The organism is Pectobacterium cacticida, assembly GCF_036885195.1.
Lineage (GTDB): Bacteria > Pseudomonadota > Gammaproteobacteria > Enterobacterales > Enterobacteriaceae > Pectobacterium > Pectobacterium cacticida.
Genome location: NZ_CP133656.1, coordinates 3,202,171 through 3,224,415, shown reverse-complemented (window position 1 = coordinate 3,224,415; position 22,245 = coordinate 3,202,171). Strand labels below are relative to the sequence as shown.

Here is a 22,245-nt window from a genome sequence, read left to right as displayed (position 1 = left end):
AAATATTATTATCAATAATATATATAAAGCTAATTATTTATTGTCCATGATTTTATAGATGACCGCTTTCCACAAATAATACTTGTTTTAATGAGTGACATTTATTTTAATAAATAACCGCTATGCTGTAGTGATTTGATACAGATAGACATATACGTGGTTTTTATTTTTAAGGATATTTCACCTTCTCAAGGAGAGAAAATGAAACGTTATTTATGCAGAACTCCACGAGCAAGCGCTATTGCTCTCGCTTTGTTTACACCACTGATGGTTGGGGGGCTGAGTGGGCTGATGACACCGGCCCATGCGGCAGAAAAAAGTAAGCAAATTGAATCGCTGGATCGCGGGCTATTTGCATTTAAATCATCGGATCATGTTTTTTTGAGTTGGCGACTCTTTGCTACCGACCCTGAGAACATTGCGTTTAACCTCTATCGAGATGGCCAGCGAATTAATACTTCACCTCTGAGAACAACGACTAATTTTATCGATCCCGACGGTAAAGCTGACTCGGTTTATGCAGTACGCCCGGTCATTAAAGGCGTTGAAGGAAAAGAGGATGTGGCTAAATCGGTACTGAGCGGTCAACGTTATCAGTCCATCCCTTTAAAAAAGCCCGCTAACGGTGTGACGCCAAATGGTGAAACCTATTCCTATAGCGTGAGCGATGGCTCGGTAGGTGATTTAGATGGCGATCGCGAATATGAATATATCATCAAATGGGCGCCGAGCAATGCCAAAGACAATGCGCAATCTGGGTATACCGGCAATGTGTATATTGATGCTTATAAGCAGAATGGAACGCGATTGTGGCGGATTAATTTAGGTAAGAACATTCGTTCCGGGGCGCATTACAACGGTTTCGTTGTGTATGATCTGGACGGTGACGGCAAAGCAGAGTTGATGATGAGAACGGCTGACGGTACCGTAGATGGTACTGGCAAAGTTATCGGCAATAGCCAAGCCGATTATCGCAACACCGATGGGCGCATTCTTAGCGGCCCTGAATACATTACGGTATTTAATGGTCAAACCGGTAAAGCGATGGCAACGGCGGACTATGTGCCAGAGCGGGGCGATGTATGCGAGTGGGGGGATTGTTACGGTAACCGTGTCGACCGTTTCCTGGCTGGGGTAGCTTATCTTGATGGTGAACGGCCTAGCGCCATCTTCTCGCGTGGCTATTATGAGCGTGCTGTCGTGGTCGCGTGGGATTGGCGCAACGGCAAGCTGACAAAACGCTGGACGTATGACAGTGGCACCAGTGGCGATATGCTGAATACCGCGTATGGCCAAGGCGCACATCATCTTCGAACCGGTGATGCGGATGGCGATGGTAAAGACGACATCATCTTTGGGGCCGCAACAATCGGCAGTAACGGCAAATTATTGAATTCGACAGGATTAGGCCATGGAGATGCGTTGCATTTCGGTGTTCTTGATCCAACGCTTTCCGGTAAGCAGGTATTCATGGTGCATGAATCCGCCAACCTTTATGGTAATAATGCAATGGAGATGCACGACGCCGCCACGGGCAGGATCCTCTGGGGATACAGCAACGGTTCGGGGAGTGATAATGGGCGAGGCATCTGTATGGATGTCGATCCGGCCTATTTAGGCGCCGAATGTTGGTCTTCGCAGGGCGGATTGTTCAGCGCGAAAGGCGAAAAGATTTCCGACAAGAAACCATCGAAAATCAATTTTGGTATCTGGTGGGATGGTGACCTCCTGCGTGAGACATGGGATCGCGCGACCATTGATAAATGGAATCCTGCCCAAGAAATCACTCAGCGGGTGTTCACTGCATATAGCTTTAACTCGGGAATGTCTATCAATGGCACAAAAGCGACGCCTGTGCTCAGTGCTGACCTTTTTGGCGACTGGCGTGAAGAATTTATCATTCCCAAATCTGACAGTAGCGAGCTGCAAATTTTCAGCACGACAACAGAAACCGCATACCGGATACCCACACTGATGCACGATCCTGCCTATCGTACCCAGGTTGCGGCACAGAACGCGGGTTATAACCAACCTCCTCATACCAGTTTCTATCTTGGTGAAGGAATGGCGTTTCCGGTGAAATGGGCGCGCGTACATACCGCAACGAAATAAGTAGCATTAGCCATCGGCACGATAATTATCGTGCCGACTTTCCTCAAGGAACCATTTTTTAGAGCCGCTTCGCAGAATACGCACTCTATCCGTTTATTTTTACCCATCTCAATTACAATCAATTGCAAAAAGAAACGATGTTTTACTTTTGAGATTGTGATGAATCCTACTATGTTACGTTCTTCTTTCTGGCTACTGCTAGCTTTACTGACCAGTCCTTCACTGATGGCTAATGATATGAAAACCCTCATTAAATCAGAAGAGAATCAATCAGTTACTGATGACGGGTTGCCTTCGTTTTATCTACAGCTTAAACAGCAGATGACCTATCCAAACTCCTGGTTGTCGGGGAATTTTACGGATTTTAGCCAATGGCAAGCTCAGGCGAGGAAAACGTTGCGCGCGCGACTATTGACGCCAGATTCGAGCCGCGCCTTTGCACCGCACGTTATTGACCAGCAGGATCGCGGTAGTTACACGGCAGAAAAGGTTGCCTTCAATCTGACGGATGAAAGCCGGGTTGACGCATTGCTTCTGACTCCCAAAAAGGCGGGGCCGCATCCCGCAGTCATCCTGCTGCACGATCATGGCGCGAAGTTTGATATCGGCAAAGAAAAGATGATTATGCCGTGGGGCGATGATGATCGGCTTGCCTCCGCGCAGGCATGGGCGGACAAATTCTTCACTGGCCGCTTTGTAGGGGATGAACTCGCGAAGCGAGGCTATGTGGTGCTTGCGGTGGATGCGCTAGGTTGGGGATCGCGTGGGCCAATCAAATATGAGCAACAGCAGGCGCTGGCGAGTAATTTCTTTAATCTTGGCCGCTCGCTTGCGGGGTTGATGGCCTACGAAGACGTGCGGGCAACGGACTTTCTGGCATCCCTTAAATCCGTTGATAAACGGCGTATTGGTGTTGTGGGGTTTTCAATGGGAGCCTACCGGGCCTGGCAGCTTGCGGCACTGTCTGACAACGTGGCGGCAACGGCGGCAATATCCTGGATGGGAACGTATGACGGCCTGATGACGCCGGGCAACAATGTGCTAAGGGGGCAGTCAGCATACTATATGTTGCATCCTGGCTTACCGGCACTTCTCGATTTCCCCGATGTCGCGAGCATTGCAGCACCAAAACCGATGCTAATCTTTAACGGTGGCAAGGACAAACTGTTCCCGACGAAATCGGTTGAAGATGCTTATGCCAAAATGCACCAGGTATGGCGATCCCAACAAGCGGAAAGCAAGTTACAAACCAAGATTTGGCCTGAACTGGGGCACGTTTTCTATCAGGAACAGCAGGAAGAGGTATTTCGTTTTCTTGATCGCTGGTTAGGACTATAAGAGCCTGTATAAAACTACTCTAAATAGTTGGGTTGGCGTCGAGAAAAATATCCCTTCTCAACTATTTTATTGTGATTGAATTCACATGCGCCTATTCATATGCCTAAAAAATAGATTTTTAATTTAGACAAAGCTATGCCTTTTAACAATGTCTCCTATTTTTCCTCTCCATATACTACTCAAGTACCTACAAATAAATTCACATTATGAACAATTAAATAAATCCATTTTATATGTTCATGAAGTGATTCTTGAGAGAAGAAAAATGATAATTTCTACAATAGAAGTCATTCGTCTCGCTATTCCTTTTAGTTCGGGAAGGCACGAGGGAAATAATATTGGTAATGATGTTTATAATGCAGCTTCGCCAGCGCTAAAAAGAATGGAAACATTATTGGTACGGATCACCACTGACGATGGGATTCATGGATGGGGGGAAGGGTTTGGGCACCTCTGTAATCCAGTAACCTTTAGCGCGTTACAAGGTATTGTCGGAAATTTCTTTTTAGGAAAAGAGATAGGCGATTCTCCTAATGATATTCAGGCATTAATAACGGAAGCCGATAAAGCGCTACATGCTTTCGGCCGTTCGGGACCCATTGTTTATGCGCTATCAGCCATCGATATTGCATTATGGGATATCGTGGCTAAGCGACATAATATGCCGCTTTATCGATTTCTCGGTTCTAACCGTAGCCAAATCGGCGTATATGCCAGTTTGGTGAGTTATAGTGAGCCTACGTTGGCGGTGACGAATGCATTACGTGCCAGCCAGGCGGGGTTTAAAGCTATAAAATTGCATGAAACTGTTTATGAAACTATCGCAGCGGTACGGGACGCATTGCCACAAGATATCGAGTTGATGGTAGATGTGAACTGCCCCTGGAATGTTGGGGAGGCTGTAGAGAATGCGCAAGCATTACGTGAGTTATCATTAACCTGGCTGGAGGAACCCGTCTATCCGCCGGATAATATTACGGGATTGGCTCAGGTAAAAGCGGTCGGGGTTCCGATTGCGGCCGGTGAAAATGCCAATGGGGTGCAAGGGTTTGTTCAACATTTTATTGCTGATGCAATCTCTGTCGCACAGCCTAGTGTGGCGAAAGTTGGTGGAATTAGCGCTGCACTTCAGATTATTAAATTAGCAGATGATTATAAAATAAAAGTTGTGCCCCATTGTTTTTATTATGGTGCAGGGTTGATGGCGACGGCACATTTGGTTGCGACCTTACCTGAGAATATTTCGCTGGAAGTGCCTTATATCCAATGGGCCGATAATCTCTATCCGCAATTAGCATTTTCCCCTTATATGCAATTACCGGATTTACCCGGTCTGGGGTTTGAACCGGATAGCGCATTGATAAATAAATATTGTATTGCACGCGCGACGTTAAGGCTTAGCGAGGAGGTTGCTCATGTTAAAGCATAACTATCGCTGGCTTATCGCACTCTTATTATTTCTTGCCGGCATGCTTAATTATCTTGATCGCGCGGCCTTATCAGTAATGGCGCCATTAATCAAACAAGATCTTCACATTGATGATGCGCAAATGGGCATTCTGTTTAGTTGTTTTTTCGTCGGTTACTGCCTTTTTTGTTTCATTGGCGGTTGGGGGGCAGATCGATACGGGCCGCGCAAAGTGTTTGCCTGGGCTGCCGGCTTATGGTCTATTTTCTGTGGAGCCACGGCTATCGTCACCGGATTTGCTCATCTTCTGGTCGTTCGGGTGTTGTTTGGTATTGGTGAAGGGCCAATGGGCACCACGACCAATAAATCCATTTCCAACTGGTTTCCAAAACGGGAAGTCGGTCGGGCCGTGGGGCTAACCAATGCGGGTCAACCGCTAGGTGCTGCATTAGCCGCGCCCATCGTCGGTTTGGTCGGGTTAAGCTTTGGCTGGCGAATTTCCTTTATCGTCATCGCCCTACTGGGATTTGTGTGGCTCGCATTCTGGTTGCTATTTTTCCGTGATAAACCCGAATTACATCGGCGGGTGAGTGCAGAAGAAACCGCGCTTATTGTTAGCCAGCGTCCCGCCGCCTCATCAAATAATGTCGTTGAAGAGGGCGCATCCCATCGGCATAGCATTTTTTATTATGTGCTATCTATGCCAGTCCTTGGCGTCGCCGCTGCCTTTTTTTGCTTTAACTATATCCAGTTCTTCTTTCTTTCCTGGCTGCCAAGTTATCTCACCGATTTTCAACACCTTGACATCAAGAGTATGAGCATTATCGGCGTGTTACCTTGGTTAGGGGCTACCTGTGGCTTTATCGGCGGGGGAATTATTTGCGATTGGTTATACCGGATTACGGGGAGCTTTTTGTTCTCACGAAAACTGGTGATTTTTTGCGGCCTGGCCGTGGCCGCAGTGTGTGTCATGCTAACGGCGTATGCAGCTAATGTAACCATGGCCGTTGGATTAATTACTGTGGCAAGCCTCTTTGCGTATATGACGCCGCAAGCCTGCTGGTCATTGTTGCAGGATATTGTTCCTGCAACGCGTATCGGTTCCGCAGGCGGTTTTGTCCACTTGCTGGCAAATTTGGCAGGCATCCTTTCTCCCGGTATTACTGGCTTCCTGATTCAGTATGGCGGTGGATATCAGTCTGCCTTTATGTTGGCGAGCCTCTTAGCCGTATTAGGAATTATCGTACTGGTGCTATTTGTTCGAAAGGGAAAAGTGGATTTGTTAAGATCCCAAGCAGCATAAGTGGCAGATGAATAAACGCCGGGAACGGTATAACCGTACCCGGCGAGATCGTCTGTGAGAAAAGACGATTTAATGTAAATAGTGCTTATGGAAACAGTATTTTTAGCAAATAATCCAAATCGCCGTTCTGTCGTAATGCGCAACGATCGGCGATCTGATTACTGTCGAGGTGCGTTAATGACCCGACGGTCTGCTGTAATTTTGTCCTTAGATCGGTGGGGCGCGCCGAGGTTTCTTTACGGGTAATGCGCTGGGTTAACCTGCTGCCGTTACGTAAGTGTAGTGTAACTTCATGAAAACGCGCTTCCGGGTCAAGCTCATCGGGTGGGGCGGTTTCATCGGCGCGGCGTATGACGCGGTCCGCCAGCGCGGCGATCCCAGCGTCAACCGGGGCTTCCGAGAAATGTGCCAGCTTCAGTTCCCCTTCCATCAACGCCGCCGCAATCACATATTCCAGACTGAACCGCGCCTCTACGCCGTTCGTGGCGTGGCGGATAAACGGCGCCACATCGCCACCCGGCGGGAAAGTCACCGTGATCTGTTCGATGGCGTCAGCCAAATCGGCATCGGCACCATTCTGTTGATACCACTGTTCCCGCAGGGCAAAGGCCGCCTCGGCGGCGCTGTGTGTTCCGCCACAGGTCGGGTAGCGCTTGAACTCCAGACCGGGAGACAGTATGCGCCACGGTGAACCCCAGTTTGCGACCAGCAGCTCTGGCAGTTGCTTGCGATCGCCATGTGCAGCAAGAAAGGCCTCAATCACCCGTTGTTTATTACCCTCGAAGCCCGCGAGCCCCAGCTTGACGGCGGTGAGCCCTGCTTTGGCGGCGAGCCCGGCATGGAGTGGTTTAACTGCTGAACCAAATTGCGCCCGTAACCCGGCGGCCTGTGTTGCGGCAATGCCAAGCATGGTCTGCGTTTGTTCTAGCGTCGCGCCCGCCAGACGCGCCGCCGCCGCCGCGGCAGCAATGGCGCCGAGCGTGGCTGTGTTGTGGTAACCGAGACTATAATGACGTGGGCCGCCCGCCAGCCCGACTCTGCCAGCCGTTTCTACGCCGATGACATAAGCGACTAAAAATGCAGTTTCCGTCACCGAGGAATCTTCTGCGGCAAGGGCGAACAGCGCGGGCAGAATAACGGTGCTGGGGTGGCCACGGAATGCCGGATGATAATCATCGAAATCCAGGACATGGCCGGCATAGCCCAGAATCAGACTCCGCGTCAGGCTATCTGTCCCGTTGAACACCTGTTTTAGCGGCGCGAGACCGCTGTCGACAATCGCGCCTTGTACGATCGGGAGCGCGGTGGAGATAAAGTCAGTTACGCCCTCTCTGGCGGCCTCAATGGCGTCCTGGCTAGGTTCGCTATGGATAACGAGGTGGGCAAGGTGTGCGGTGATATCTGTCTGATTAGTCATGGCGATCATCGATGCTGAGATAAAAGTAGTAATTTACTGCGCATCGCTTACACGCCATTAATAACTAAAATGAATAAAGAATGCATTTTAGTTATTAATGGCGAATCAGAAGCGATCTTTAAGCTGCTTCGGGGTGATACCGAAGGCGCGCCGCAGAGCCGTAGCAAAATTGGCGGGGCTGTTGTAACCCGCAATGCTGGCCGCCTGCGCAATACTGATGCCATCTTTCTGCAAGGCCAGCATGGCGCGCTGTAAGCGGCAGTTACGCAGATATTCAAACACGCTCATTTTGAACGTCTGGCGGAAGTGGCGCTGTAGCGTGCTTTCACTCATGTTGACGCTTTTGGCGATTTCGCACAGCGAAAGGTGATCGGCGCGGCCGCTTTCCAGCATCTCGCGAATCTGCTCAATACGGTGATAGCTACGCAGAGTCATGCCGCTACGCTTCTCCTGTGCCGCACTCGCGATCAGTGACGTAAACGCTTCGATAATCAGGTGGGTGCACTGGGTTTCGAGATAGAGGCGTTGCAGTGGCGTTTGGCAAGGCTCCGCATTCAACGTTTGTAACGCTATCGCCCGCGCCTGCTGGGACGGCTTCCAGAGGTGTGTTGCCAGGTGCGTTTGTGTGAAATCGTAGATAGCCTGCCAGTCGCTAACCGTATCCAGCATATTGCCGTACAGCCATTCTCGATCGAACGTTAGCGTTATGGTTCGTTCATATTCATCTCGCTTGCCGATACGGGTAAACATTGTCGGTTCCGTCAGTGCAATCAGCGAGGCTGGCTGGCCCTCACCTAAATGCAATTCCCGATGACCAAAAGAGATATGTGCATTACCGCTTACCACAATCGCAAGTTTGATCCCGTCATCCAGCATGTTTTGGCTCTTCATATTATGGCGATTCACCACATCCGCTGTATGCAGGATCAGATAGGGATTGAGTTGCACGACGCTGAACGACCCGAATAGCACGGGTACATTATCGATCAGCCGAGGGCCGATAAACCGGTAATTATTCGCGACCAAACTTGATTGCTGAACAATATGATCTTTGTAGATCGGCTTTGATGACCGAGTGAAGTTGCGCACGTGATGACCTACCTGATTGAACTCCGCGACCTGCGCCTTCCATTTTGATGCTTTGGCAAAACATTTTGCTGCTAGAGCAAACCCCGTCCTGAATGACCAATGTAACAATGACCGCGCCAGAATGGTAATGCAAATACTTCTCAATAGCATTTTTCGTTGGCGTCGCCAGATCGCAAGATAAAAGCATTACCGGTTTTCGGCAATACGGAGAAACAGGCGACGCATTCACATACTCGCATTCACATACTACAGGGCAGGATGATTTTGATGAAACTACCACAATCGCGCCATTATCTGGCGACGCTTATTGGCGTTGGCTGCGGAATGACGTCGTTCCTGAGTGCGGCGCAGACCTCGACCATTCCTTCAGCAGAACCTGCCTCTCAGGCGCAAAATCAGGCCGCCAGCAGTGCGGCGGGCGATACGATGGTCGTGACAGCCGCAGAGCAAACTCGTCAGGCACCGGGCGTGTCGGTAATCACTGCGGAAGATATCAGCAAACGCCCGCCCGCTAACGACCTGTCGGCGCTGATTCGCACCATGCCCGGCGTCAACTTATCCGGTAACTCAACCAGCGGTTCTCGCGGTAATAATCGACAGATCGATATCCGCGGTATGGGGCCGGAAAATACGCTGATTCTGGTGGATGGCAAGCCGGTTTCCAGCCGCAATGCTGTACGCTATGGCTGGCGCGGCGAGCGCGATACCCGTGGCGACACTAACTGGGTGCCCGCCGATATGGTCGAACGTATTGAAGTGCTGCGTGGCCCTGCGGCGGCACGTTATGGGAATGGTGCCGCGGGCGGCGTGGTCAATATCATCACCAAACAGCCGACGCAGGAGTGGCACGGCGCGTGGAATAGTTATATGAATGCGCCTGAGCACCGTGCTGAGGGGGCGACTAAGCGCACAGATTTCAACCTGATGGGAGGGTTAACGGATAACCTAAGTTTCCGCTTGTTCGGTAATGTTAATAAAACGCAGGCCGATGCTTGGGATATCAACGACGGTCATCAACTGAATCCTGCGGTGGTCACTGTCCCGGCAGGGCGAGAAGGTGTGCGTAATAAAGATATCAACGGTCTATTGCGTTGGGAATTTATGCCGCAGCAGACGCTGGACTTTGAAGCGGGTTTCAGTCGTCAGGGCAATATTTATGCAGGAGACACTGAGAACAATAATGGCAAGGAAGATACGCTGGCGAACTACGGTCAGGAAACGAACCGCATGTATCGACAAAATTTTTCCGTTACCCATCGCGGTTATTGGGACAGCGGCATTAATACGCTTTCCTATGTTCAGTATGAAAATACACATAATACGCGTATTTTCGAGCAGTTATCGGGGGGGCCGGCTGGCAGACCCGTAGGAAATGACTACAAAACGATTACGCTCAATGCCTATACCGCGCATAGTGAGGTGAATCTTCCGTTTGAAGCACTGTTTAATCAGACTGCGACTATTGGTGCCGAATGGGTTGAACAGAAGATGCGCGATCCGGCGTCTAATACGCAGGGAACCTCGGAAGGTGGCAGCATCGGTTCAATCGCAGATGTGAATCGTGGCGATAAAATGTCAGCACGCATTGCGTCTATTTTTATCGAAGACAATATCGAAGTGACTAACAGTACGATGCTGACACCCGCATTACGTTTTGATCATCACAGCATCGTTGGTAATAACTGGAGCCCGTCACTGAACCTGTCGCAACAACTGGGCGACGATTTCACGTTGAAAATGGGGATTGCCCGTGCTTATAAAGCGCCAAACCTCTATCAGTTGAATCCAAACTATCTGCTATATAGCCGCGGTAACGGCTGTTATGGCGGCGGTTCGTGCTATCTGATGGGAACCCATGACCTGAATGCGGAAACCAGCATTAATAAGGAAGTCGGTATTGAATTTAACCGTGACGGTTATCAGGCTGGCATCACCTATTTCCGTAACGATTACCGCAACAAAATTGAGTCGGGTATGACCTTGAGAGGGAATGCGGTTGGCGGAACAGGAAACTATACCAATTCTAATATTTATCAGTGGGAAAATATTCCTAAAGCGCTGGTGGAAGGGTTGGAAGGTACGGTAAACATCCCAGTGACAGAGACGATTAGTTGGAATAACAATCTCACCTGGATGTTGCGTTCGGAAAATAAAACCACAGGCGATCGTCTGTCGATCACGCCGGAATTCACACTGAATTCCTCTGTCAGTTGGCAAGCAACTGACAATCTCTCCTTCCTGACAGACGTGACGTGGTATGGACGGCAACAGCCGAAAAAACTGAACTATAAAGGAGAGCCCACCAGCGGTTACGACCGACATGAGGTTAGCCCCTATGCTATTTTCGGCTTGAGTACGACTTATGACGTTAACAAGTACGCTAGCGTTACGGCTGGTGTGGAGAATCTGTTCGATAAACGTCAATTCCGTGCCGGTAATGCGCAGAGCCTTAATAACAATGGCGCGGGCGCGGGTGCCGCGACCTACAACGAACCGGGGCGGACTTTCTTTATTAGCGTAAATACCTCGTTCTAACGATACCGTTTATGCTGGTGATAACGCCACGGTGTAAGCTCACCGTGGCGTTTTTTTTAGTGCGAACGGGGAAAACAGGCGTTTTAAGGTAGCGATATCTCGCCCAGATTGATGAGGCAATAGTAGGACATACATGCGTCCAACGCGTCTTCATACGCTAACAACATGGTCAACGCTGCCTGGCGCGTAAACCCAATATCCAGGCATAGATAGTGTGCGCCAGCGGGGACATGTTATCCTGCAAGCGCCGGTATTTTTCAGTGATGGCAAATTTGGGCATGTGATGTTGTTAAATAATAATGTTGCTATTATGTGAACGAATTAACAATCAATTCAAATCCTGATATGCTGGCGAGGCTGGACCGGGCACTCTACTACCTTACATCCACACGCTGACACCCAGGCATGGACATCATAAGCGGGAACCAGAGCGCCGGGCAAAATGAAGACAATGAGAGCGAGGAGAACGTCGTGCTAGAAGAATATCGTAAGCACGTGGCCGACCGGGCTGCACTGGGGATTGTTCCTAAACCGTTAGATGCCACGCAGATGGCCGCGCTGGTTGAATTACTCAAGCATCCTCCGGCGGGCGAAGAAGAAGTGTTGCTAGATCTGTTGATTAACCGCGTCCCCCCCGGCGTTGATGAAGCCGCATATGTAAAAGCCGGTTTCTTGGCTGCCGTTGCCAAAGGTGAAGCCACTTCCCCGCTGGTCACCCCGGAAAAAGCGATCGAGCTACTGGGCACCATGCAGGGGGGCTATAACATCCATCCACTGATTGATGCGCTTGATAACGACACGCTGGCGCCTATTGCCGCCGAGGCGTTGTCTCATACGTTGCTGATGTTTGACAACTTCTATGATGTAGAAGAAAAAGCGAAAGCGGGCAATGCGTATGCCAAACAAGTGATTCAATCCTGGGCCGACGCCGAGTGGTTCCTGTCCCGCCCGCAACTGGCGGAAAAAATTACCGTAACCGTGTTTAAAGTCACCGGTGAAACGAACACGGATGACCTATCTCCGGCTCCTGATGCCTGGTCGCGCCCGGATATTCCGCTGCACGCACTGGCAATGCTGAAAAATGCCCGCGAAGGTATTGAGCCCGATCAGCCGGGCGTTGTCGGGCCGATCAAACAGATTGAAGCACTGAACCAGAAAGGCTTCCCGCTGGCTTACGTTGGCGACGTCGTAGGGACGGGGTCATCGCGTAAATCGGCGACCAACTCGGTGCTGTGGTTCATGGGCGATGATATCCCCCATGTGCCGAACAAACGCGGTGGCGGTGTGGTGCTGGGTGGTAAAATCGCCCCTATTTTCTTTAATACCATGGAAGACGCGGGTGCGCTGCCGATCGAAGTGGATGTTAGTGCGCTAAATATGGGCGATGTGATTGATATCTACCCCTATAAAGGCGAAGTGCGTCGTCATGACACCGATGAGGTGTTGGCGACATTCGCGCTGAAGACCGATGTCTTGCTAGATGAAGTTCGCGCGGGGGGCCGTATTCCCCTGATCATCGGTCGTGGGCTAACGTCAAAAGCGCGTGAGTCGCTTGGCTTGCCGCATAGCGACGTCTTCCGTATTTCCAAGGCGGTTGAGGCCAGTAATAAAGGCTTCTCTCTGGCGCAGAAAATGGTGGGACGTGCCTGTGGCGTTGCCGGGATCCGTCCGAACGAATATTGTGAACCGAAGATGACCTCTGTCGGCTCACAGGACACCACCGGGCCTATGACCCGCGATGAGCTGAAAGACTTGGCCTGTCTGGGGTTCTCCGCCGATCTGGTGATGCAGTCATTCTGTCATACCGCCGCTTATCCAAAACCTGTCGATGTGACCACGCACCATACGCTGCCTGATTTCATCATGAATCGCGGCGGTGTTTCGCTGCGACCGGGCGACGGCGTGATTCATTCTTGGCTTAACCGTATGCTGCTGCCGGATACCGTAGGAACCGGCGGCGATTCTCATACGCGTTTCCCGATTGGCATCTCCTTCCCGGCAGGCTCTGGGCTGGTGGCGTTTGCTGCCGCGACAGGCGTAATGCCGCTGGATATGCCGGAATCCGTTCTGGTGCGCTTCAAAGGCAAAATGCAGCCGGGCATTACGCTACGCGATCTGGTTCACGCCATTCCGTTGTATGCAATTAAGCAAGGTCTGCTGACCGTTGAGAAGAAAGGCAAAAAGAACATCTTCTCCGGTCGTATTCTGGAGATCGAAGGCCTGCCGGATCTGAAAGTTGAACAAGCGTTTGAACTGACGGATGCCTCGGCGGAACGTTCGGCGGCGGGGTGTACCATCAAGCTGGATAAAGCGCCGATTATCGAATATTTGAACTCCAACATCGTGCTGCTGAAGTGGATGATCTCCGAAGGTTACGGCGATCGCCGTACCTTGGAACGCCGTATTCAGGGGATGGAAAAATGGCTGGCCGATCCACAACTGCTGGAAGCGGATGCCGATGCGGAATACGCCGCGGTGATCGATATCGATCTGGCCGATATTAAAGAGCCGATTCTGTGTGCGCCGAACGATCCTGATGACGCTCGCTGGCTGTCTGACGTGCAGGGCGAGAAGATTGATGAAGTCTTCATCGGTTCCTGTATGACTAACATTGGGCACTTCCGCGCCGCGGGTAAACTGCTTGATAGTCACAAAGGCCAACTGCCGACCCGCCTGTGGGTTGCGCCGCCAACCAAAATGGATGCGGCGCAGTTGACGGAAGAGGGCTACTACAGCGTGTTTGGTAAGAGTGGGGCGCGCATCGAGATCCCCGGCTGCTCGCTGTGCATGGGGAACCAGGCGCGAGTGGCTGATGGTGCCACGGTCGTTTCTACCTCGACGCGTAACTTCCCGAATCGCTTGGGTACGGGCGCCAATGTCTATTTGGCCTCTGCCGAACTGGCGGCTGTCGCGTCACTGCTGGGGCGGTTACCCACACCGCAAGAGTATCAGGCCTATATGGAGCAGGTGGATAAAACCGCGCAGGACACCTATCGCTATTTGAATTTTGACCAGTTAAGTCAATATACGGAAAAAGCCGATAGCGTGATTTTCCAGACTGCCGTCTAACGCCCTTTAGTTATACGAAATTAGTTATACGAAAACCGAAGGAGGCCTCGCGCCTCCTTTTTTTTATGTGATGAACCTGTTCTCAGACGACAAAGCGCCCAAACCAGTCGAGCATCGGCGTGGGGTTACCAGATAAGTAGTTGTAGCCATCGAAGCGTCGGTTGGTGCCATCGATCCAGATGAGGTCTTTCTGCTCCGTTGGCATGGCGTCGTACATCGCTTGCACATCGGCAGGGGTCGTCAGCGTGTCGTTGCGAACCTGTAGCAGCAGCGTCGGGATATCCACCGCAGTGGCATATTGTGGCATGTCCATATCCTTCAGTTCCATGCTTGTCGTTCGGCGCAAGGCGTCGGCCACGTCGGGGAGCGCTTCCGGCATGCCCATATGGCCGAGGATCGTGCGATAAAAGGAACTGAGCGAGATCGGTTGCGGCGCGACGATGGCGCGAACGTTGTCGAACGCCTCACGATGCCTGGCCATGGCGACCATAGTCGCGTTCATGCCGCAGCAGCGGCTGAGCAGACCGATCTTCATGTTCTGGAGATCGGGACGGGAGCGGACATAGTGTAGCGAGCCGATCACGTCGCGATATTCACGGATTCCGTTGCCGATCACGCCGCCGCTGCCAGCCGCGCTCTGGCCGAAATTGCGCAGGTCGTAGGCGAGAATGTTGTAGCCAGCCTCGTGCAGGTGCTTGTAGTCCGGCATGAAGTTGACTTCAATGTTGTTACCGCTGGCCTCCCAGGTGTCGCTGTAAGGCTTCAGATGACCGGGATAGCCGTAGCGGTTGGCCCAGATCGGGTGATTGGCGATGATTAAGCGATCGCTGTCGCCTGGGATAAACCAGCCTTCGAGCGTCACGCCGTCCATCGCCGGAAAGAAGATCTCCGAGAACGCGATGCCGTCATCCGCCGGCGAGCGCAAAATGGGCGAGCGCACCGGGTTTGCCATGGAAGAAACCAGGCCGGCGATGAGCTCGGCGCGGGTGGGGTGTGCAGTTGTCGCTTCTGGTGTCTGGGTCATGTTATGTCCTCTCAACGTTCAGCCGGGGTGGCTGAGCGTTAATTTATCCTTTGGTGATTACTTTGATAATCCGGTATTATTCGTACAGACTGTACGGATAACGGGACAATGACTGCAAACCTCAACGATTTAACGGCCTTTGTGGCGGTTGCGACGGCGCGGGGTTTCCGCGAAGCAGGGCGCGTGTTGGGCGTAAGCCCGACGACGCTCAGTGAAACCGTCCGCCGCCTGGAGGCGCGTCTGGGTGTGCGTCTGTTTCATCGCACGACCCGCAGCGTCTCTCCGACCGAAGCAGGCGCGCACCTCCTTGAGCGGCTGGCTCCCCTCTTGGCGGAAATGGATGCGGCGCTGGCGAGCCTTAATAATCTTCGAGACACGCCGACAGGTACACTCCGTCTGAACGTGCCAGTGGGTGTCGCGCGTCTGGTCTTGCCGACAATCCTACCTGCATTTTTGGCGTGCTATCCCGAGATCCAAGTAGAGGTGGTGGCTGAGGACAGCGTCGTCGATGTGCTTGCCGCCGGTGCCGATGCCGGGATCCGCTACGGCGAGAAGCTGGAGCAGGACATGATTGCCGTGCCGATCGGCCCTCGGATGCAGCGCTTCGCCATCGCCGCCGCGCCCTCCTACCTCGCGCAAGCGGGCAATCTAGAACATCCACGAGACCTGCTGTTGCACCGATGCCTGCTCGGTCGGTTCAGCAACGGTTCATTGTTCAGCCCCTGGGAGTTTGAGCGCGGAGACGAGACGATCCGGATCGCGCCGCAGGGGCCGCTGACGGTTAGCATCAGTGGTGCGATGGATCTGGCCGTTGATATGGCGGTTGCTGGTGTTGGGATTATCGGCCTGTTCGAGGAATGGCTGCGACCGCATATCGAAGCCGGTCGTCTTGTGCCTGTGCTTCCCGATTGGTGGGTCGCCTTCCCTGGCCCCTTTCTCTACTATTCTGACCGCCGTCTGGTGCCGCCGCCGCTGCGTGCCTTTCTCGACTTCATCAGGTCGGCCGAGCCGCGCTAGCAGGATCAGGTTTCGAGGATCTCAGGGCTGGGATGAGTGGTTGTCCACCCGGAGATGGGCGTCGTCAGATCACGTCGATGCTCACTGCACCGAGCCGGAAGAAGCTTCGACGGCTCGGTTCAGACCGTTTAATGTGACCAGCGTTTCATCAAACCGGTTCTCGGCTTCTGCGAACCGCAGAAAACCGACCCGCTCGACCAAGATCTCAGGCGGTGTGGGTTCGCAAGCAAACAGTGTCATCACCTCGTCGGCAAAGTCATTTAAGGGGAGGAACGTGGAATTACTCTCTTGCCCCGGAGTGAGCTGGGTCTGCACCCCTGGCGGCGCTAGTTCAATCACTTCCACCTTACCGCGAAGTGCTTCGCGCAGCGCGATAGTGTAAGAATGGATTGCGGCCTTGGTCGCGCTGTAAGTAGGGCTGGCAATGAGGGGGACAAAGGCGAGGCCGGAACTGACATTGACGATCGTTGCATCGTTCTGACGTGTCAGATGATCAATCAGGGCATTCGTCAGTCGGATCGGGCCCAGCAGGTTAGTGGTGATCGTCATCTCAGCATCGGTGAGATCTCGCTGCCGGTCGAGTGGTTCAGATAACATGACGCCAGCGTTATTGATGAGGACGTTAAGTTGTGGATGCGCGGCCAGCACCGCTTCGGCGAATAGGGCGATGCCATCTGCGTCTTCGACGTCGAATGTCATGGCATGCATGTTGGGTCGCCCTGCGATGGCCTGCTCCAGCGCCTCGCGTCTCCGCCCTGCGATGATGACGGTATTGCCGAGATCATGGAAGCGATGCGCAAGCGCCTCGCCAATGCCGGAGCCGCCGCCCGTTATCAGAATGGTATTATTGGTGAGTTTCATGAAATATCTCCTTCACTGTTGGAGGCTTTCAATCTACGCAGCTACAATCTTTTGTAAAGAAGGCACCCAAAAGATTGATACTTACCTAAAAGAGAGTGAGCAATGAAGAACCTACCGTTTGATGAGGCGACCGTGCGCCGTGCGCAGCGCATTGCGGAACTGTCGCCGCCGGATGATATCGATCCCAGGGTCGAAGCGCTGGTCAACGACTTGATTGGACGCGTCGCTGACAAATGGACGATGCTGGTGCTTGAGGTATTGGTCGAAAAAGGCGAGTTGCGCTTTACTCAACTGGCCCGGCAGGTCACCGGAATCAGTCAAAAAATGCTCACCCAGACGCTGCGGCAGATGGAACGCGACGGGATGGTCACGCGAAAAGTACACGCCGTGGTGCCGCCACGCGTCGACTACAGCCTAACCGATCTTGGACTAAGCCTCGGCGCAGCGTTCTGTGGCGTTTGGATCTGGGCGGAGGAGAATCTGGCGCGAGTGGAGGCGGCGCGGCAAGCGTTCGACCATAAATCAGCCAAACCCAGCTCAGGAAAGGCCTAAGCGGGATCGACCATCGCTCGTACGCGAGCTTCGGGAGACTCTTGCATGTTACTGCGCGTCATTTATCAGTGCCAATGACGGCGGTGATATGCAAAAGCCGCCGACCATTGATCCATTCGGTTTTCGTCGAGGTTTCTCTGGGGCAGTTCAGGCTTGCGGTGGGAACTGTCCAAGTTGCAGGAACAGACCGAACCAGTCCTCCATGTGCCAGGTCGTCGTTACACGGCCATCCTCCAGCAAATGAAACTCATGAAGCCGGAAGCTAACCGCCTTCCCTGTCGGTGCGATGCCGAAGAGTTCACCCTGATGCGTACCGCTGATCTCCGCGCGCACACCGATTCGACCAGGCTCCTGAACCACGTCGTGGAGCGTGATGATAACGTCAGGGAACGCCTGCAGGATGCCGCGGATGATGGGTTTAATGCCAGCGGGGCCGGGTTCCTGGCCTGGTGCCAGAGGAATGTCATCCCAATTCGGCGCAAGAACCTCATCCACGAGATCTGGATTCTTGTCGGTGAATGCCCGATAGAAGGTTTCCACAGCCTGGCGCTCAGTGCGAAGGCGCTCGGAGAGAGATGTGTTGGAGGTACTCATTGATTTCACCATTCCTGTTTTTTGCTGATGGTGAAATGGTCGGGGCTACGGTAAAATTTGTCTAACAAATAAATAGTATATTTCTTTATTCATAAAATGAATTTTCATGGTATCGATCTCAATTTGTTAGTGGCCTTCGACGCGTTAATGAGCGAGCGGAACGTAACGCGCGCCGCCATCCTGGTTGGCGTCAGTCAGCCTGCGATGAGTGCGGCACTTTCGCGGTTACGTAAGCTCTTCGGCGATCCGTTATTCTTGCGCAGCGCAGATGGCCTGTTGCCCACGGCACGAGCAAGGGATCTGTCTGAACCGATTGCTGAAGCCTTGCGGCAGATCGAATTCACCCTTGTGAAAAAAACCGAGTTCGTGCCTGAGAATGCATCGTTGTCGTTCAAGCTGGGCCTGTCTGACTATCCGGCTTTCGTCTTGCTACCTGCCTTGCTGCAGGCGCTAGGGCTAAAGGCGCCAGGCGTAACATTGAATGTGCAAGCTTTCAATGACCGAGACCATGCGGTTGATCTGTTGGATTCCGGTGCTATCGATGCGGCCATCGGTGTCCCTCCCACGCATGCCGACAGCCGAATATTGACGCGTCCTATACTTCAAGACGAATTCGTTACGATCCTCGCTAGCGACCATCCGGAAGCCTTGCGCGGAATGAGCATAGAGAACTATCTGGCGTTGCCGCACGTCCTCGTTTCTCCCGAAGGCGAGCTGTACGGCATCGTGGATCAGGTGTTGGCGCAACAGGGCAAGAAACGCAAGTTAGGGCTGACTTTGCCGCAGATGTTTGCGGTGCCGACCATCGTGGCGCAAACGAGAATGACCGCTACAGTCATGAAGCGAGTCGCCCATCACTCACTGGTCGGCAACCAGTTGGCGCTCTTTCCTCCCCCGGTAACATTGCCCGAAGTGGTATTCGACCTGATTTGGCATCGGCGCAGTGACGCCAATCCTGCCCAACGTTGGTTCAGAGAATTTATCGCAGAACGTGCTGCAACGCAGTGATCGGCTTGTCTTCCATCCGGCGCGCCACGCTCAGATCCTTCATCGCTTGGGTAAGGCTTACCACAGTGATAGAGAACAATCTCATCGGCGTTTTTTTGACCAGATGATTGGCTTGGGCGTCTACTAATGCGTTATGACAACTTGAACTATCACTAGAGACCCTATTCCGTATACGCCAGGCTTGACGTTGGCCATTTTTCAAGGCATGTGTATTGCCCATTATTTTGGCTCTCTGCTGCGCCATGTTGAAATATTTACCGTTTGACGGTCAATCATGTTGGCGGCCTCAAGGATATTACGAGATGGTCGTTATGTTAATAGAGGGTTGTAACGTTAATAAAAGTCATATCACTGAGGATGGCGCATGGACTATGAATTTTTACGGGATGTAACGGGCCGGATCATCGTCCGTATGTCGATGGGGCATGAGGCGGTCGGACACTGGTTCAATGAAGAAGTGAAGGGCCAACTGTCAGTGCTGGATGATGTTGAAGAGGCGGCGCGAGCCCTCGTCGGTAGCGAACGGCAATGGCAGCACGTCGGCCATGAATATACGCTGTCGCTTGATGAAGACGCGGTGATGGTGCAGGCTAATTCACTCTCTTTCATTACGGATGAACTTGAGGATGGCATGAGCTACTACGATGAGGAGAGCCTATCTTTCTGTGGGCTAGACGACTTTCTGGCGCTGATAGCAAAGTACCGAGAGTTTGTTCAGCATGGGGCGATTTGACCGCGCTATTGTCTTGGCAACCCCACCGACGAGCCGGTGGGGTTTTCTCCATCATACACGGTTATGACTTATCGCTTTGTCTCGCGCTCCGATTGCGATCTACCGGGCACTTAGCGCACGATGATGCCTAACAGAATCCCTACCGCACCGAAATCGGAATCGCTGAACGTGGTGTTGGCCAACCCGATGCTGCCCAACACCGGCAGCAGGAAAACGGGCAGGAAGGTGATCAACAGCCCGTTGGCGAAAGCGCCGACTATTGCGCCGCGCCGTCCTCCGGTGGCGTTACCGAATACGCCGGCGGATGCACCGACAAAAAAATGCGGCACGACGCCAGGAATAATAACCGTCATCCCCAGCAGATAGAGCAACACCATACCGACCACGCCAGCCGCAAAACTACTCAGGAAACCAACCAGAACGGCATTCGGCGCATAGGGGAAGACGACCGGACAATCCAATGCCGGTTTGGCGTTGGGCACCAGTTTGTCAGAGATCCCCTTGAACGCGGGAACGATCTCCGCAATGACCATACGCACACCTTGCAGCACGATATACACCCCGGCGGCAAAGGTAATGGATTGAATCAGCGAAAACATGAACCAGTTTTTTCCACCGGCATTCATTGTTTTCACCGTTTCCGGGCCAGCGAACAGGCAGGTGAAAATGAAGATAAAAAACATGGTAAAGGCGATGGCGACCGGCGTGTCGCGCAGGAAGAGTAGGCTTTTCGGGACTTCCATATCTTCGGTCGATTTCTCTTTGTTGCCCAATTTGCTGCCAATAAACGCCGACAGCAACTGCGAAAGCGCAGAGAAGTGACCAAACGCGACATCATCCGACCCCGTCACCTTCTTCATGTACGGGTGAATAATGGCGGGGAATAACACCATCGAAACTCCGACCACCAGCGACCCTACGGTAATCAGCAACACGCCTTTCATGCCTGCCGTTGCCAGGATCACCGCCACCATCATCGACATAAATAGCGTGTGATGTCCCGTCAGAAAAATATATTTCCACGGTGTAAAGCGGGCGATAGCGATATTAATGACCATCGCGAAGAACATAATCATCGCCATCTCCGTGCCGAAGTTCTCTTGCGCAACGGCGACGATGGCCTCGTTGTTCGGTACTACGCCGGCGATACCAAACGCGTGGTGGAAAATTTCGGCGAAGTCCCCCAGCGATGACACAATCAGGCTGGCGCCCGCACCGAGGATCAAGAACCCCATTACGGTTTTTACGGTGCCTTTAATGCATTCTGTGGCGGGTTTTTTCTGGGCGATCAAGCCAATAAGCGCAATCAAACCAACCAATATCGACGGTTCGGCCAGCACATCATTCATTAAAAAACGGAAGAATTCCATGGTGGACTCCTCGCTTATAAGGCGCCAAGTTCTTTCAGAGCGACCGATAGGCGCTCTTTCATCGCCGCTTTATCGATCATATTATTCAGGGAAACGATTTTTCCGCCTACCGCCTGCGCGATGAGCTGATCGGCGATATCTTTGGTGCCGACAAAAATGTCGCTATTCGTTCCTTTTGCCGAGCCTAAATCCACATGATCCACCTCGGCGACCACGCCGAGATCTTTCACGATGTTTTTAATGCTCATTTCCATCATCAGGCTGGTTCCCAGGCCGTTACCGCATACCACTGTAATTTTCATCATTGATGTCCTCTGGTGCGTTAATAACGAGAAATAACGGAAAGAATCTGTTCTCTCTCCGTCGCTTGAAGCAGTGCGGTGACGTCATCCGGAGTGTCGAACAACTGAGCGAGCTGTGAAATAATATCGATGTGGCTATTGCTATCCGTTGCGGCGAGAACGATGAGTAAATACACCGGATCGTTTTCTTCGGAATGGAAAATAACGCCATTACGAATGAGCGTCAGACTCACGGCGAGTCGGTTGACGCCATCTTCCGGGCGAGCGTGTGGCATCGCAATCCCTGGGCCGACAACGTAGTAAGGGCCGATGGCCTCATGGGATCGATAGATTGCCTCAACGTAGCGTGGTTCAATCGCGCCGTTATCCAATAAAGGCTGACAAGATAAAGCGATAGCGTGCCGCCAATCGTCACAGTCCGGTAAAATCTGTACCACTTCAGGTGTAAGTAAAGTGTTAAGCATTCGTGTCACCTCGGTATCATTTGCACGCAGGATAGTCGGTCGTAGGGGA

General features: G+C 52.3%; 18 protein-coding genes. 10 read left to right on the top strand and 8 right to left on the bottom strand.

The annotated features are described in order from the left end of the window. The first annotated feature begins 201 nt into the window (after positions 1–201). From RFN81_RS14825 to RFN81_RS14810, 4 genes are all read left to right on the top strand, one after another. Positions 202–2,112 carry a rhamnogalacturonan lyase gene (locus RFN81_RS14825; RefSeq protein ID WP_319800183.1) on the top strand — a complete coding sequence of 637 codons (1,911 nt, stop codon included), beginning with the start codon at positions 202–204 and terminating at the stop codon, positions 2,110–2,112. A gap of 159 nt (positions 2,113–2,271) precedes the next feature. After that, on the top strand, positions 2,272–3,450 hold the full coding sequence (locus RFN81_RS14820; RefSeq protein ID WP_264496556.1) for a dienelactone hydrolase family protein: 1,179 nt from the start codon (positions 2,272–2,274) through the stop codon (positions 3,448–3,450). A gap of 148 nt (positions 3,451–3,598) precedes the next feature. After that, positions 3,599–4,879: a mandelate racemase/muconate lactonizing enzyme family protein gene (locus RFN81_RS14815; RefSeq protein WP_264496555.1), complete on the top strand. Its 1,281-nt coding sequence runs from the start codon at positions 3,599–3,601 to the stop codon at positions 4,877–4,879. Further along, positions 4,866–6,161, top strand: a complete 1,296-nt coding sequence (locus RFN81_RS14810; protein WP_264496554.1) for an MFS transporter — start codon at positions 4,866–4,868, stop codon at positions 6,159–6,161. The genes RFN81_RS14815 and RFN81_RS14810 overlap by 14 nt, the downstream gene beginning before the upstream one ends. Positions 6,162–6,246: 85 nt before the next feature. Here the strand turns inward: RFN81_RS14810 and RFN81_RS14805 are convergent, their stop codons facing one another. After that, on the bottom strand, positions 6,247–7,578 hold the full coding sequence (locus RFN81_RS14805; RefSeq protein ID WP_264496553.1) for an MmgE/PrpD family protein: 1,332 nt from the start codon (positions 7,576–7,578) through the stop codon (positions 6,247–6,249). A gap of 105 nt (positions 7,579–7,683) precedes the next feature. After that, a complete protein-coding gene (locus tag RFN81_RS14800) occupies positions 7,684–8,667 on the bottom strand; it encodes a helix-turn-helix transcriptional regulator (RefSeq protein ID WP_264498994.1) in 984 nt (327 codons plus the stop codon). A gap of 267 nt (positions 8,668–8,934) precedes the next feature. Here RFN81_RS14800 and RFN81_RS14795 point away from each other — a divergent pair, with 267 nt between their 5' ends. After that, positions 8,935–11,202 (top strand): TonB-dependent siderophore receptor, encoded by a 2,268-nt coding sequence (locus RFN81_RS14795; protein WP_264496552.1) that lies wholly within the window; start codon positions 8,935–8,937, stop codon positions 11,200–11,202. Between the two features lie 471 nt (positions 11,203–11,673). Further along, positions 11,674–14,271, top strand: a complete 2,598-nt coding sequence (gene acnB, locus RFN81_RS14790; protein WP_264496551.1) for a bifunctional aconitate hydratase 2/2-methylisocitrate dehydratase — start codon at positions 11,674–11,676, stop codon at positions 14,269–14,271. Positions 14,272–14,353: 82 nt separating this feature from the next. Here acnB and RFN81_RS14785 read toward each other — a convergent pair whose 3' ends face one another. Next, positions 14,354–15,295 (bottom strand): alpha/beta hydrolase family protein, encoded by a 942-nt coding sequence (locus RFN81_RS14785; protein WP_264496550.1) that lies wholly within the window; start codon positions 15,293–15,295, stop codon positions 14,354–14,356. A gap of 108 nt (positions 15,296–15,403) precedes the next feature. On the opposite strand from RFN81_RS14785, the gene RFN81_RS14780 reads away from it, so the two are divergent. After that, entirely contained in the window at positions 15,404–16,312 is a 909-nt protein-coding gene (locus RFN81_RS14780) for a LysR family transcriptional regulator (RefSeq protein ID WP_264496549.1), read from the top strand. Positions 16,313–16,393: 81 nt separating this feature from the next. Here RFN81_RS14780 and RFN81_RS14775 read toward each other — a convergent pair whose 3' ends face one another. Then, entirely contained in the window at positions 16,394–17,173 is a 780-nt protein-coding gene (locus RFN81_RS14775; protein WP_264496548.1) for an SDR family oxidoreductase, read from the bottom strand. Between the two features lie 102 nt (positions 17,174–17,275). Between RFN81_RS14775 and RFN81_RS14770 the strand changes: the two genes are divergently transcribed. After that, positions 17,276–17,725: a winged helix-turn-helix transcriptional regulator gene (locus tag RFN81_RS14770; protein ID WP_264496547.1), complete on the top strand. Its 450-nt coding sequence runs from the start codon at positions 17,276–17,278 to the stop codon at positions 17,723–17,725. Positions 17,726–17,872: 147 nt separating this feature from the next. Here RFN81_RS14770 and RFN81_RS14765 read toward each other — a convergent pair whose 3' ends face one another. Further along, on the bottom strand, positions 17,873–18,319 hold the full coding sequence (locus RFN81_RS14765; RefSeq protein WP_264496546.1) for an ester cyclase: 447 nt from the start codon (positions 18,317–18,319) through the stop codon (positions 17,873–17,875). A 96-nt stretch (positions 18,320–18,415) separates the two neighbouring features. Here RFN81_RS14765 and RFN81_RS14760 point away from each other — a divergent pair, with 96 nt between their 5' ends. Continuing rightward, a complete protein-coding gene (locus RFN81_RS14760; protein ID WP_264496545.1) occupies positions 18,416–19,327 on the top strand; it encodes a LysR family transcriptional regulator in 912 nt (303 codons plus the stop codon). A gap of 364 nt (positions 19,328–19,691) precedes the next feature. Then, on the top strand, positions 19,692–20,060 hold the full coding sequence (gene yacL, locus RFN81_RS14755) for a protein YacL (protein WP_264496544.1): 369 nt from the start codon (positions 19,692–19,694) through the stop codon (positions 20,058–20,060). Positions 20,061–20,170: 110 nt separating this feature from the next. On the opposite strand, the gene RFN81_RS14750 is transcribed toward yacL, so the two are convergent. The 3 genes from RFN81_RS14750 to RFN81_RS14740 are packed head-to-tail and all read right to left on the bottom strand — an operon-like array spanning position 20,171 to position 22,196. Next, positions 20,171–21,430, bottom strand: coding sequence for a PTS ascorbate transporter subunit IIC (locus tag RFN81_RS14750; protein ID WP_264496543.1), 1,260 nt, complete (start codon positions 21,428–21,430; stop codon positions 20,171–20,173). A 14-nt stretch (positions 21,431–21,444) separates the two neighbouring features. After that, positions 21,445–21,732 carry a PTS sugar transporter subunit IIB gene (locus tag RFN81_RS14745; RefSeq protein ID WP_264498993.1) on the bottom strand — a complete coding sequence of 96 codons (288 nt, stop codon included), beginning with the start codon at positions 21,730–21,732 and terminating at the stop codon, positions 21,445–21,447. A gap of 20 nt (positions 21,733–21,752) precedes the next feature. Beyond that, entirely contained in the window at positions 21,753–22,196 is a 444-nt protein-coding gene (locus RFN81_RS14740; RefSeq protein ID WP_264496542.1) for a PTS sugar transporter subunit IIA, read from the bottom strand. Positions 22,197–22,245 lie beyond the last annotated feature (49 nt).

Bases quoted from the DNA above. Each gene is read 5' to 3' on its own strand.
- RFN81_RS14825 (WP_319800183.1), top strand. From the start codon at position 202: ATGAAACGTTATTTATGCAGAACTCCACGAGCAAGCGCTATTGCTCTC.
- RFN81_RS14785 (WP_264496550.1), bottom strand. From the start codon at position 15,295: ATGACCCAGACACCAGAAGCGACAACTGCACACCCCACCCGCGCCGAG.
- RFN81_RS14760 (WP_264496545.1), top strand. From the start codon at position 18,416: ATGAATTTTCATGGTATCGATCTCAATTTGTTAGTGGCCTTCGACGCG.
- RFN81_RS14745 (WP_264498993.1), bottom strand. From the start codon at position 21,732: ATGAAAATTACAGTGGTATGCGGTAACGGCCTGGGAACCAGCCTGATG.
- yacL (WP_264496544.1), top strand. From the start codon at position 19,692: ATGGACTATGAATTTTTACGGGATGTAACGGGCCGGATCATCGTCCGT.
- RFN81_RS14770 (WP_264496547.1), top strand. From the start codon at position 17,276: ATGAAGAACCTACCGTTTGATGAGGCGACCGTGCGCCGTGCGCAGCGC.
- RFN81_RS14740 (WP_264496542.1), bottom strand. From the start codon at position 22,196: ATGCTTAACACTTTACTTACACCTGAAGTGGTACAGATTTTACCGGAC.
- RFN81_RS14820 (WP_264496556.1), top strand. From the start codon at position 2,272: ATGAATCCTACTATGTTACGTTCTTCTTTCTGGCTACTGCTAGCTTTA.
- RFN81_RS14750 (WP_264496543.1), bottom strand. From the start codon at position 21,430: ATGGAATTCTTCCGTTTTTTAATGAATGATGTGCTGGCCGAACCGTCG.
- RFN81_RS14775 (WP_264496548.1), bottom strand. From the start codon at position 17,173: ATGAAACTCACCAATAATACCATTCTGATAACGGGCGGCGGCTCCGGC.
- RFN81_RS14810 (WP_264496554.1), top strand. From the start codon at position 4,866: ATGTTAAAGCATAACTATCGCTGGCTTATCGCACTCTTATTATTTCTT.
- RFN81_RS14815 (WP_264496555.1), top strand. From the start codon at position 3,599: ATGTCTCCTATTTTTCCTCTCCATATACTACTCAAGTACCTACAAATA.
- RFN81_RS14765 (WP_264496546.1), bottom strand. From the start codon at position 18,319: ATGAGTACCTCCAACACATCTCTCTCCGAGCGCCTTCGCACTGAGCGC.
- RFN81_RS14805 (WP_264496553.1), bottom strand. From the start codon at position 7,578: ATGACTAATCAGACAGATATCACCGCACACCTTGCCCACCTCGTTATC.
- RFN81_RS14795 (WP_264496552.1), top strand. From the start codon at position 8,935: ATGAAACTACCACAATCGCGCCATTATCTGGCGACGCTTATTGGCGTT.
- RFN81_RS14780 (WP_264496549.1), top strand. From the start codon at position 15,404: ATGACTGCAAACCTCAACGATTTAACGGCCTTTGTGGCGGTTGCGACG.